This window comes from Duganella sp. Leaf126 (genome assembly GCF_001423125.1).
Classification (GTDB): domain Bacteria; phylum Pseudomonadota; class Gammaproteobacteria; order Burkholderiales; family Burkholderiaceae_D; genus Rugamonas.
The window spans coordinates 409,386-422,262 of the sequence record NZ_LMNW01000023.1 but is presented as its reverse complement, the minus strand read 5'-3'; the positions used below and the strand labels follow the sequence as shown (position 1 = coordinate 422,262).

Below are 12,877 nucleotides of genomic sequence, written 5' to 3'. Positions count from 1 at the left end.
ATCACGCCAGCAGCTGGCGGAAGATGCGGGTGGCCATCAGTCCGGCCGCGCTGTGGTGGCGCGCGGGCGACATCAGGTCGATCAGCATGGTCATGGCCGCCGGCTTGCTGCCGGCCGCCGCCAGGCGCTGTTCGAGCCGGCGCAGCTCGGAGCCGCCGTCGCCGGCGTCGAGGTCCGCCTCGCGCGCCGGGTGGTGGCGGATCACGCCGCGCGGCTTGCCCGCGTTGGGTCGGGTGGCGGCGCCATCGCCCAGTGTTTCCAGCGCGCGCTGGCGGGCGCGGAAGCTGATCACGCGCGCGCCGGTGGCTGCCGGCGCGCCGGAATTGGCCGTGCGCGGCGTGGCGATCCAGTCGCGCAGGATCTGCTGCTCGTAGCTGCTGAAGACGCCGAACATTTCGGCACGCTCGCTCTGGATCAGTTTCCAGAAGCGGCTGTTCTCGGCCGGTTCGCCGCGCTTGATCCAGCCGGCGTTTTCCAGTTCCAGCAGCATGTGCGGGATTTGCGCCGGTTCCGCCAGCCAGTCGTTGATGCTGCGCCCGGCCACGCGGCAGTAATCGGAGTGCATGTTCTGGCCCACCACGCTTTTTGCCTGCATGATCTGCACCAGTTCCGCCTCGAGGTCGAATTCGCCGATGACCGACGTGGTGCACGCCCCGAGGTCGTTCAGGCGATAGCCGTCGAGCATGCGGCGGTAGAATTCGGCCGGGTCGGCCGCATTGGCCATCAGCTGCTGGACGCCCTGCAGCGCCTTGTGGGCGTGGCCGGTGCCGGCATTGTCCACCGTGATGTGCAGCGTGAAGTAGTACGGGTCGATGCCCAGCTCGTTGAGCTCGTACGAGGTGATCAGCAAATGCAGCGGCAGCTGCTCGTAACCGAGGTTGTAGCCGACGATCTCCGGCAGGTAGTGGGTGGCGTCCGACGCCAGCGCCAGCTGGATCGCGCCCTGCACGAACTTGTCGTCGTCGAGTCCCTGCCAGTGGTCGCATTCGAGGCCGGCCAGCAGCTTCTTGTAGAGCACCACGTGGTTCTTTTCGGCGATGCCGTCGCCGAGTTCTTCGAGGTAGGTCTGGATCAGCGGCCGGAAGTCCGGGTCTTCCCAGCGCTCGAGCAGGGCAAACAGCCAGGCGCCGTCCACCAGCTTGGTGGGCGCCACGGCCTTGATGAAATACAGCGCATGCGACCTGCTGGCGAAATAGCGGCGCGGGGCGCCGGCCCGGCGATCGTCCAGGTAGGCGCGGTATTGCTGGCCCACGGCCACGCTGCGCTCGCGCATCCAGTCGCCGAGCTGCGCCAGTGCGGACGGCACATCGTCCCGCAGGGCGCGCGCTGCCTGCAGCTGGCGCTCGAGATAGGCGCGCGCGGTGTCGCGGTGTTCGGCCAGCGCGCCATGTTCGAGCATGAAATAAAGTTCTTTCGAGGAGGGCGTGGCGGCGGCCCGCGGCGCAGGCGTCAGCATCGGCGCGTAGGAGGTTTGCATGGTAGGCCCGGAAACTAGTTTATTTAATGCATTATCCGGGCAAGCCGACATGCCCGATAGCGGTAGTTCCCCTGAGGCTGTGTAAGAGGATGATTACACGGCTTGCCCCAGGGTATTGATGCTCACTTCGATGCTTACTTTTTGCTGGGCACCGGCGTGACGTTCTGGGCGTCCGGCACCGGTTTCTTGGCCTGCACATTGCGCGCGGCGGAAGGCGATTGCGCCAGGTTGCGCGTGCGCGTGGCGTCGGCCAGCGCGGCAGCGCAATTGACCGGTTCCACCTTGCTGACGTTAATCAGCGGCAGCAGCGCGGCCAGCGGATTGACCACCGACGCCAGCGCCACGGCGGCGCCGCCCTTCAGGGCCAGCGGTCCGGCGTGCGGCCCCACCTTCGGATTGGTGAACGTGCCCTTGGCGTACAGCGGCGTGCGCAGTGTGATGATGCGCGCGCCCTTGGTCTGCGGCGTGACGTCGAGATCGAGCTGCTCGCTGGCGAGATTGACCGAACCCATGACATTGATCACCGCTTCGTCGGTATCGACCACGAAGCGGCGGATCTGCGCATTGCCGCGTTCGACCACGAAGTCGCCGGCGCCGCAGTTGAGCTGCACCTGCTTGTCGCCGAACAGCTTGACGAACACCAGGTTGGCCACGTTCAGGCCGGCCGCTTCGAGGATGAATTTGCTGACCGTGCCTTCGCTGACGGTGGCGCCCAGTTCGCCGTTGGACGTGGCCAGCATGGTCGAGACCGAATTGCCCTTGCCCAGCAGCGCGGCGTCGGCATTGACTTCGCCCACGCTGGCCTGCATCGATTCGAGCTTGGGGAACAGCTGGCGGATCTTCAGGTGGCGCGCGGCCAGGCGCATCTGGGCGTCAATGTTCTTCTCGCGGCCGTCGAGGCGGATGTGCGACGTGATCTGGCCGCCGGCCATGCTGAAGTTCAGCGGAATCAGGGTCAGCACCTTGTCCTGCATCTTGATGTGGGTACTGACATCGTTGATCGGAATATCGTGCGTGCGCACCAGCTTCTTGCCGGTGAACTTGACGTCGGCGTCGAGCGCGTCCCACTTCTCGGTATTGAACTGCTCGACCGGCAGCGCCTTGTCTTTCGGCTGGACGTTCTTGCGCCCGCGCGCAGCCTTGTCTTCGGCACTGTCGGCGCCGATCGTCGGTCCCAGGTCTTCCAGGCGCAGCTGGCGCGATTCGACGGCACCGGTCAGCAGCGGACGGGTGTTGCGGGGCGTGTATTCGAGCGTGCCTTGCAGGTCGCTGCCGCCCACGGTGCCGGTAAATTCGCGGTAGGACCAGCGCCAGCCGGCGTCCGGCTTGTCGCCCGCGCGCTTGCCCACCAGGCGGCCCTTGGTGGCGTAAGGCGGGGTTTCGGGCAGCAGCACGCCGGTCAGCGGATACAGGTCGGCCATGGTGGCGCCGGCCAGCGACATCTTGAGGTCGATGCCGGCCAGCGCGCGCGGGTCGGTCAGCACGCCTTCGAGCGACAGCTTGTTCTTGCCGGCAGTGGCGTTGGCCTGTACCGGGAAGTTGATGTGTTCATTTTCGAGTGACAGCACGTTGCCGAGCTTGCCGCCGCCGACGATCTTGGCATCGCGGTAGCTGCCGCCGACCACGAAGCGCAGGCCGTAGGGACCGGCTTCCGGTCCGCTGATGGTCTCGGCCTTGGCATCGAGATCGAGCTTGATGCCGCCATCGACATAGCGCACCGTGCCTTCGTTGAGCTGTACGCGGTCGATGTTGACGTCCCACTGCGACGGGCCGTTATCCTTGAAGGTCCAGGTGTTGCTGCCATCGGCGCGGCGCTCGGCCGCCACCGCCAGCTGTTCCACCGCCAGGTCGGTGATGTGCGCCTCCTTGTGCAGCAGCGGCAGCAGGTGGATGCCGGCCGAGATGCGGCCTACGCGCACCAGCTGCGGCCCGGTCTTGGTCCACCCGGGATTGGCGATGTGAACATCGGCCGCGTCGATCTGCGGGCGCGGCACGTAGTGGCGCCAGCCCGTTTCGTTCGGCTCGCGCCACTTGAAATGCACGCCGAGATTGCCGTCGATGGCGAACTCGCGTCCTATGCTTTCCGACACCTTGCTGTTGATGTAGGGCTTGGCGCGGTTCCAGTCGAAGGTCAGGATGAACACGACGATCGCCACCAGCAGCAGCACGAGGAAGCCGAGGATCGCCAGGAAGATATTGAGTGGGCGTGATTTTGTCATGACACCATGGTAGGCCCGGGCACGGCCGGCCTATGTGCGCTCCACCACATACGCGCAAGGTTGCTTGCCTCATGGCTAACATTCTGGCGACGCCGGGCGTCACGCGTGGGCCAGCAGGTGGGCGCGCAGCAGTTCGCGCTCGACCGGTTCGGGCGTGCCCACGTAGCGCAGCCTGTTGCCGACCTGCGCGGCCACCGGCAGGCCATCGCGCAGCACGATGCGGTTGCCGGCCAGCGCCGGTACCTTGTCGCCCGGGAGGACGGTGCCGCACAAATTCAGCGGATCGATGCCCGAGATGCAGACCAGCTGTCCGTCGGGCGGCCGCCGGCGCGTCTCGCGCAGCAGCGGGATCGCTTCCGGCAGGGCGAACTGTTCGCCGGACAGCCCGGCCACGAAGCGGCCGCCGCGGATGTCGCCGCGCGCCTCGAGCCGGTGGTACACGGGCAGCAGGTCGCGCCAGGCCGGCATCCACGCCGCCTCGCGCTCGAGCAGGCGCCAGCACATCACGCCGTAGCGCCGCAGCAGCGTCATGGCGACGTGCTCGAGCGCGGCCGGATCGGTGCGCGCGCGCTGCGCCGGCGCCGGCTTCCTGGCTGCGCTGGCCGGATTCTGCTGACCGGCAACCGCGGCCGCCACGATCTCGCTCGGCAGCTCGATCACGTTGACGCCGCCCGCGTGGCCTAGTGCGCGCCGCACCAGCGCCCAGCGGCCGGCTTCTTCCATTGCCGGGCCGGCGCCCACCAGGCCGCGCCGGCGGCGCCGGTCCAGCGTGTTGCGCTTCGACGCCGGCGCCAGCATGGCGCGCAGGCCGGCATAGCTGTCGGCATTGACCAGCCCCGTGGCCACCAGTTCGCCGAGCGCGGTTTCCAGTTCCGCGCCCAGCAGGCGGGCCTCGCGCGCCAGTTCGTCGAAAAACATCGCGCCTTCGCTGCGCAACGCCGCCAGCACCCGCGCCGCCCGCGACGAGACCGTGATGTCGCCGGCGGCAGGCGGCAGCGCGTGCCACAACGGCAGCTGACGCCGCGGCAGCAGCACCAGCGGCGTGCCGCGCACCGGACCGCGCGCGGGGCCACGCAGCTGGGCATCGCCCTGGGCCCGTCCGGCGCCGGCCGGCGCGCCGATGCGGGCCCAGACGACCTTGCCGGTGCGGCACAGGTCGTCGAGCCAGGCGGCCTCGTAGTCGTCCACGCGCTGGGCCAGTACATCGCTCTCCCAGCCGCCGGCAGCCGCCTCGTAGCCTTCGAGCTGCGCCAGGCTTTGCGCCAGCCCGTCCTGGCCGGTCAGCCGGGTACCGGCGGAGACGTGCTGCCAGTCGAGCAGGAAGCGCATGAAGTCCTGGCGCTCCACCGGTTCGATTTCGCGCCGCAGCCGGTTGATCGTGTAGCGGTGGATGCGCGCCAGCAGGTGGCGCTCCACCCACTGTTCGTGGTCCACGCCCGGTGTAAAGCGGCCGCGCATCACGTAGCCCTCGGTTTCCAGCCGCACCAGCGCAATGCCGACCGCCGCAGGATCGAGTCCCAGCGGCGTGGCGATCGCGGCCACCGCCTGCGGACCGAAGCCGGACAGCCGCGCGCGCAGCAGCTCCACCAGGGCGCCGTCATCGGTCCATGCCTCGTCATCGGCGTATCCGGGAGGCGTCAGCGCCGGCGTGGCCGATGCGGCCGGAAACGCTGCGCGCAGGCACGCCAGCCGCTCCAGCGCCACCCACAGCATGGTGTCGCCGTCGGCCAGCAGCGTGGCGCGTCCGCTGGCGGCCAGCGCCTGCAGCCATTCCGGCCAGCCGGCATGCGCACGCGCCTCGGCGTCGGTGACGGCGGCCAGCGCCACCAGCGCCTCGTGCATTTCGTCGCTGTTGCGCACATCGGGCCAGGCCTCGCGCGCGACCGCCTCGATGGCGCCGGCGTCGAGCGCGCCGAGGTCGTCGGTCGATGCCGGATCGGTCCAGCGCCGGTTGAGCACTGCCTGGGTGCGGCGCTCTTCGAGCGGCGCGTCGTCGAGAAACGCGTACGGACGGGCGTTGAGGATCTCCATCGCCAGCGGCGACGGCGCGGCCAGGTCGCGCGCCAGCAGGCGTACCTCGCCTGCCTCCATGCGCCGCAACAAGGCCAGCCAGCCGTCGCTGTCCATGGCCTCGTGCAGGCAATCGTCGAGGGTCTGGTCCACCAGCGGATGGCTGGGCAGTTCGCGCTCGCCGACGATGTTTTCCAGGCACGCGGCCTGGTCGGGGAACACGGCGGCCAGCAGGTCGTCGCTCTTCATCCGCTGCAGCTGCGGCGCCACCTTGCGCCCGCCCGCGTAGCGCGGCAGGGCCAGCGCGGTGGTGGCGTTCCAGCGCCAGCGCACGTTGAACAGCGGCGCATCGAGCAGCGCCTGTACCAGGACCTGCTCGGCCGTGGCGGAGCGCAGGTAGCGCCATACCTCGTCCAGTGCAAAGCTGTGGCTCTCGGACAGCGACAGCACGATGGCGTCCTCGGTGGCGGCAGCCTGCAATTCGAAATTGAAATTGCGGCAGAAGCGCTTGCGCAGCGCCAGGCCCCAGGCGCGGTTGATGCGGCTGCCATAGGGGGCGTGCAGCACCAGCTGCATGCCGCCCGACTCGTCGAAGAAGCGCTCCATCACCAGTGTGTCGTGGGTGGGCAGGGCGCCCAGCGCAGCCCGTGCGCGCGCCAGGTAATCGACCAGCTGGCGGGCGGCGGCGTCGTGCAGGCCCAGTTGATCGTGCAGCCAGTCCATGGCGCGCTGCCTGGCCGCTTCTGCCGCTTCTGCCGCTTCTGCCGTTTCTGCCGTTTCTCCCGCTTCCCTAGCTGCCGTCGCTGCCGCCGTTGCAGTTGCCTTCACTGCTGCCGGTGCCGCCACCGCGGTTTCCTTCACTGCTGCCGTCGCCTTTGCCGCCGTGATCGCCACCGTTGCCGTCGCCGGCGTCAACGCCGCCGTTGTCGGGGCTTTGGCCGACTTTCTGGTGCCCTTCCGCGCGGGCGCACCGGGTGGCTCGGCATCGCCGGCGAGCAGGCGGTCGATCTCGCCGCGCAGGCGCGCCACGCCGAACGACAGCTCGTCGCTGCGGCCCGGCGCCTCGCCCATCCAGAACGGGATGTTGGGCGCGGCGCCATGCGCGTCCTCGACCCGCACCTTGCCGGCGTCGATGCGCTGGATGCGGTAAGAGGTATTCCCCAGCTGGAACACGTCGCCGGCCAGGCTTTCGACCGCGAAGTCCTCGTGCACGGTGCCGATGGCCAGGCCTTGCGGCTCCAGCAGCACCGTGTAATCCGCGTTGTCGGGAATGGTGCCGCCCGAGGTCACGGCCGTGAGCCGCCCGCCGCGCCGTCCGCGCACGGTGCCGCTCACGGTGTCGCGGTGCAGGTAGGCGCCGCGCATGCCCTGGCGCGTGGCGTAGCCGGTCGCCAGCATGCGCAGCACGGCGTCGTAGCGCTCGCGCGCCAGGTCGGCATAGGGCCAGGCCTTGCGCACCAGGTCGAACAGCAGATCCTCGTGCCACTCGCGGCTGGCCACCTCGGCCACGATGTGCTGGGCCAGCACGTCGAGCGGTGCGACGGGCACGTGCAGCACATCGAGTTCGTCGCGGCGGACGCAGTCGAGCAGCGCCGCGCATTCCACCAGGTCGTCGCGCGAGGTGGGAAACAGCCGACCTTTCGGCAGGCCGCCCACGTGGTGGCCGGAGCGGCCCACGCGCTGCAGAAACGCGGCGATGCTGCGCGGAGAACCGATCTGGCAGACCAGGTCGACGTCGCCGATGTCGATCCCCAGTTCCAGCGAGGCCGTGGCCACCAGCACCCGCAGCGCGCCGTGCTTGAGGCGCTGTTCGGCATCGAGCCGGTATTCCTTCGACAGGCTGCCGTGGTGCGCGGCCACGTGCTCGCCACCAAGGCGGTCGGCCAGGTGGCGCGCCATGCGCTCGGCCATGCGCCGGGTATTGACGAATACCAGCGTGGTGCGGTGCAGGACCGTCAGTTCGGCCAGCCTGTCGTATACGCGTTCCCACACGTCGTTGGACATTACCGCTTCCAGCGGCGCCGGCGGCAGTTCCAGCCCGAGGTCGCGCGCGCGTACGTGGCCTACGTCCACCACCGCGCACTGCCTGCCCGTGCCGGCCAGGAAATGCGCCACCGTGGACAGCGGCTTCTGCGTGGCGGACAGGCCGACGCGCACCGGCGGGGCGGCGCACAGGGCGTCGAGCCGCTCCAGGCTCAGCGCCAGGTGGCTGCCACGCTTGCTGCCGGCCACCGCGTGGATCTCATCGACGATCACGGTGCGCACGCCGGCCAGCATGGCGCGCCCGCTGTCGGAGCCGAGCAGCACGTACAGCGATTCCGGCGTGGAGACCAGGATGTGCGGCGCGCGCCGGCGCATCGCGCTGCGCTCTGCCTGCGGCGTGTCGCCGGTGCGCACGGCGCTGCGGATGCCGTGCGGCGGCAGCCCCATGGCCTGCAGCCGGGCGCCGATGCCGTCCAGCGGCGCCTGCAGATTGACCCGGATATCGTTCGACAGCGCTTTCAACGGCGATACATACAGGACCCGCGTGGCGTCGGGCAGCGGACCGGCGGCGCTCTCGCGTACCAGTGCGTCGATCGCCGCCAGGAAGGCGGTGAGGGTTTTGCCCGACCCGGTGGGGGCGGCGATCAGCGTGGGGCTGCCCGCGTGGATCAGCGGCCAGGCGCGCCGCTGCGCTTCGGTGGCGGCGGCAAAGGTGGCGTCGAACCACGCGGCGACGGCGGGGTGGAAGGCATGCCGCTCGGGAGGGTCAGCTTGGATCATGCAGCGTAGATGGTGACAGTATCGGTGAATGCAACAGCGCTACCGAAGGTTAAAATAAATGATAGGCTTTTAAACATTGCGCGTGCCGCATCCCGTTGTGTTTCGATTGTAGTTCATGCGTTCACCTGAGGCCTGTACCGATGAATTTCCCGGATGTTCCGACCCCTGCCGCGCCCGACTTCCTGACTGCGCCGGGCGCGCTGAGCGCGCAAATCCTGGCCCACGACTGGTCGCACACGCCGCTCGGCCCGATCGCGCAGTGGCCGCAAAGCCTGAAAACCGTGGTCAGCCTGATGCTCAGCTCCCGCCAGCCGATGTGGGTGGGGTGGGGGCCGCAGGCGACGTTTTTATACAATGACGCCTACATCGAAGTGCTCAGCATGGCCAAGCATCCGTGGGCGCTGGGCCGGCCGGCGGCCGAAGTCTGGGCCGAGATCTGGGACATCTGCGGGCCGCTGGCGGACCGCGTGTTCCGCCACGGCGAGGCCACGCTGGCCAACGACGTGCGCCTGTTCATGAGCCGCGGCGACTTTCTCGAAGAAGTGTTTTACTCGTTTTCTTATAGCCCGGTGCGCGACGAATCGGGGCGGGTGGCGGGCCTGTTCTGTCCCAACCTCGATGTCACGGCCCGCCACCTGAACGCGCGCGGGCTGCTCACGCTCTCCGACCTTGGCGCCCGCACCCGCGACGACAAGACCATCGACGAGGCCTGCGGCAATATCATGGCCAGCGTGGCCGGCAACCCCGACGACCTGCCGTTCGCGCTGCTCTACCTGGCGCGCGGCGAGACCGATTCCGCCGCTGCCTCCGCGCTGTCGCCGGTGCTGGTGCGCACCACCCACGACGGCATCGATCCCGGGCTGTTCGACGTGGACAAGGTGCTGCGTTCGGGCCAGGCAGTGGACGTGGACTACGCCGGCGATCCGCGTGCCGTCTGCCTGCCCGATGGCCTGGCCGGACAGCCGCTGCGGCGCGCGCTGATGCTGCCGCTGATGGGCGCCGGCCAGCAGGTGGTGGGCGTGCTGGTGCTGGGGGTGAGCGCGGCGCGCCGGCTCGATGCCGACTACCGGCGCTTCCTGGGACTGGTCGCGATCCAGGCCGCCAACGCCATCGAGCATGCACGGGTGGCCGAGGACGAGCGGCTGCGCGCCGAAATGCTGGCCGAACTCGATCGGGCCAAGACCCAGTTCTTCAGCAATGTCAGCCACGAGTTCCGCACCCCGCTGACGCTGATGCTGGGACCGATGGAGGATGCGCTGGGCGACACGGCGCAGCCGCTGCCGCCGCAGCAGCGCGCCCGCATCGAGCTCATTCAGCGCAACGGCCTGCGCCTGCAAAAGCTGGTCAATACACTGCTCGAATTTTCGCGCGTGCAGGCCGGCCGCGCGCAGGCACAGTTCGCGCCGGTGGACCTGGCCGCGCTGACCACGGACCTGGCCAGCAGTTTCCGGTCCGCCGTCGAAGGCGCCGGCATGGCGCTGGTGGTCGATTGTCCGCCGCTGCCCGGCCCCGTGTACGTGGATCCGGCGCTGTGGGAGAAGATCGTCCTGAACCTGCTGTCGAACGCGTTCAAGTTTACGTTCGAGGGGCAGATCGCGATCGGACTGCACGCGCTGGGCGACCAGGTTGCGCTGACCGTAGCCGACACCGGCATCGGCATCGCGCCCGACCAGTTGCCGCGCCTGTTCGAGCGTTTTCACCGGGTCGAAGGCGCGCGCTCGCGCACCCACGAAGGCTCGGGCATCGGCCTGGCGCTGGTGCACGACCTGGTGGCGCTGCACGGCGCACGGATCGAGGTGGAAAGCGTCGTCGGCCAGGGCACGGTGTTCCGCGTGACCCTGCAGAACGGCAGCGCCCATCTCGATCCGGCGCACGTGGTCGAGGCGCCGTCCGCGCCGCACCGGCCCACGGCGGTCAGATCGTACGTGGCCGAAGCCGAGGGCTGGGTGCAGCGCGCCACCCCGGTGCTTCCAGACCCGCCGCAGATGGTGTCCACGCGCAGCGGCCGGCTGCTGATCGCCGACGACAATGCCGACATGCGCGACTACCTGCACCGGCTGCTGTCCGGCCACTGGCAGGTGGACGTGTGCAGCAACGGCGTGGAAGCGCTGGCCGCCGTTGCCCGCCGGCCGCCCGATGTCATCCTGTCCGACGTGATGATGCCGGAGCTCGACGGCTTCGGCCTGCTGGCGGCACTGCGGGCCGACCCGGCCACGCGCGACATTGCCTTCATGTTGCTGTCGGCGCGCGCCGGCGAAGAGGCGCGCCTGGAAGGCCTGCAGGCCGGCGCCGACGACTATCTGGTCAAGCCGTTCTCCGGGCACGAACTGGTCACCCGACTGGACCTGCTGCGCGAGCGGCAGCGTGCGCGCGAGATGGACGCAGCGGTGGCGCGTCGCACCCAGAGCATCTTCAGCCAGGCGCCGGTCGCCATTGCGATCGTGCGCGGACCACGCCATGTGTTCGAGCAGGCCAATGCCTGCTACCGCCAGCTGGTGGGGCCGCGCGCGCTCGACGGCGTGGCGATGCGTGACGCGTTTCCCGAACTGGAAGGCCAGGGCATCTTCGAATTGCTCGACCAGGTCGCGCGGACGGGCGAACCTTACGTGGGCCAGGCGCTGCCGGTGCTGCTGCGCACCGGTCCCGATCAGCGCCTGGTCGAGCGCAGCTTCGATTTCATCTACCAGCCGCTGCGCGGCGACGATGGATTGCCGGCCGGGATAGTGATGGTGACATTCGAGGTCACCGAGCTGGCCAGCGCCCGCCGCGAGGCGGAAGCCGCCAATCGCGCCAAGGATGACTTCCTGGCCATGCTGGGCCACGAGCTGCGCAATCCGCTCGCGCCCATCGTCGCGGCGCTGCAATTAATGCGCCTGCGCGGCGGCGACCACGCAGTCAAGGAGCGCGAAGTGATCGAACGCCAGACCAGCCACCTGGTGGCGCTGGTGGATGACCTGCTCGACGTCTCGCGCGTGGCGGAAGGCAAGATCGAGCTGCGGCGTGCACCGGTGGAAATCGCCGACGTGGTGGCGCGCGCGATCGAGACGGCCAGTCCGCTGATCGAACAGAAGCGCCATGTGCTGGAAGTGGACGTGCCGGCCGCGGGCCTGCTGGCGCTGGTCGATCCTGGCCGCTGCGTGCAGGTGGTGGCCAACCTGCTGACCAACGCCGCCAAGTATACCGAACCCGGCGGCGTGCTCAAGGTCAGCGCCTGGCGCGAACACTTTGACAGTGACGGCGATAGCGGCGCTGCTGGCGCCGATATGGTGGCCGTGGCCGTGCGCGACAACGGCATCGGCATCGCGCCGGCCATGCGCGCGGCGATCTTCGAGCGCTTCGTGCAGGAACGCCAGGCCCTGAGCCGCTCGCAGGGCGGACTCGGTCTGGGGCTCACCATCGCCCGCAGCATGGTGGCGCTGCACGGCGGCAGCATCGATGTGCACAGCGACGGCGTGGGCCGGGGCAGCACCTTCACCGTGCGCCTGCCGCTGCTCGGGCAACAGGAGGCGGCAGCGGCGCTGGCCGCCGGGGCTGCGCCAGCAGCGCCTGCAGCATCAGCACCGCGTACGCCACCAGGAACGAGGACGGATATGCCTTCGGCGTCTGCTGCAGCGGCAGCGGCTGGCGACATGGGAATGGGTTCGGAACCGCCATCTGCGCTTGCCGCAGCGGCACCGGAGACCCAAACGGAAATGGGCACGCAACTGCCAGCGGCCCCTGTCCCATCGGCAGCAGGTACCGCATCGGCGGCGGGCGCGCGATCTTCAGTGGCTCCTGCCGCACCGGCACCCGGTATGGCTCGGGCACCGGGTGCTGCGTCAGAAGCGGACACGCAATCGGCAGTCACGGCGGCATCGGCAGCACGTGCGGAACCGGCGCGACCCACTGCTGCGGTGGCCGCTGCGGCGACGCCGGGCGGCGGCGTGCGCGTGCTGGTGGTCGATGACAACGAGGATGCGGCGAGCGCGCTGGGCGAGGTGCTCGAGCTGCTCGGGCATCAGGTCCAGGTGGTGTTCGGTGCGCCCGAAGCACTGGCGCAGGCGCCGCAGTTCGCGCCCCAGGTCTGTCTGCTCGACATCGGCCTGCCCGGCATGGATGGCTACGAGCTGGCCGGACATTTGCGCCAGCGCAGTGGCGGCGACCAGCTGGTACTGGTGGCCATTACCGGCTATGGCCAGGACAGCGACCGTCGCCGCGCCGCCGAAGCGGGCTTCGACCATCACCTGACCAAGCCGGTCGATCCACGCGCGCTCGACGCGCTGCTGCGCGAAAGTCAGCGCAGCAGGGCCGCGCGGCGCAGGGACGGTCACAACACCGGCGGCGAGACCGGCTAACAAATATCGGCTAACAAATATCGGCTAACGATAACGGCCTTTGCAGCACAACGACGACAGCCGACGCATTGCGC

At 69.3% G+C, this 12,877-nt stretch carries 4 protein-coding genes; 1 reads left to right on the top strand and 3 read right to left on the bottom strand.

The window, feature by feature from the left end; all coding sequences use genetic code 11:
- Window position 1: 1 nt before the first annotated feature.
- The 3 genes from ASF61_RS13010 to ASF61_RS13000 form a co-directional block, all read right to left on the bottom strand.
- Entirely contained in the window at window positions 2-1,477 is a 1,476-nt protein-coding gene (locus ASF61_RS13010) for an iron-containing redox enzyme family protein (protein WP_056156431.1), read from the bottom strand.
- Window positions 1,478-1,611: 134 nt separating this feature from the next.
- Window positions 1,612-3,696, bottom strand: a complete 2,085-nt coding sequence (locus ASF61_RS13005) for an AsmA family protein (RefSeq protein ID WP_056156428.1) — start codon at window positions 3,694-3,696, stop codon at window positions 1,612-1,614.
- 99 nt (window positions 3,697-3,795) lie between these two features.
- A complete protein-coding gene (locus ASF61_RS13000; protein ID WP_056156427.1) occupies window positions 3,796-8,469 on the bottom strand; it encodes a DEAD/DEAH box helicase in 4,674 nt (1,557 codons plus the stop codon).
- 140 nt (window positions 8,470-8,609) lie between these two features.
- On the opposite strand from ASF61_RS13000, the gene ASF61_RS12995 reads away from it, so the two are divergent.
- Window positions 8,610-12,803: an ATP-binding protein gene (locus tag ASF61_RS12995; RefSeq protein ID WP_056156425.1), complete on the top strand. Its 4,194-nt coding sequence runs from the start codon at window positions 8,610-8,612 to the stop codon at window positions 12,801-12,803.
- Window positions 12,804-12,877 lie beyond the last annotated feature (74 nt).

Bases quoted from the DNA above. Each gene is read 5' to 3' on its own strand.
- ASF61_RS13010 (WP_056156431.1), bottom strand. From the start codon at position 1,477: ATGCAAACCTCCTACGCGCCGATGCTGACGCCTGCGCCGCGGGCCGCC.
- ASF61_RS13000 (WP_056156427.1), bottom strand. From the start codon at position 8,469: ATGATCCAAGCTGACCCTCCCGAGCGGCATGCCTTCCACCCCGCCGTC.
- ASF61_RS12995 (WP_056156425.1), top strand. From the start codon at position 8,610: ATGAATTTCCCGGATGTTCCGACCCCTGCCGCGCCCGACTTCCTGACT.
- ASF61_RS13005 (WP_056156428.1), bottom strand. From the start codon at position 3,696: ATGACAAAATCACGCCCACTCAATATCTTCCTGGCGATCCTCGGCTTC.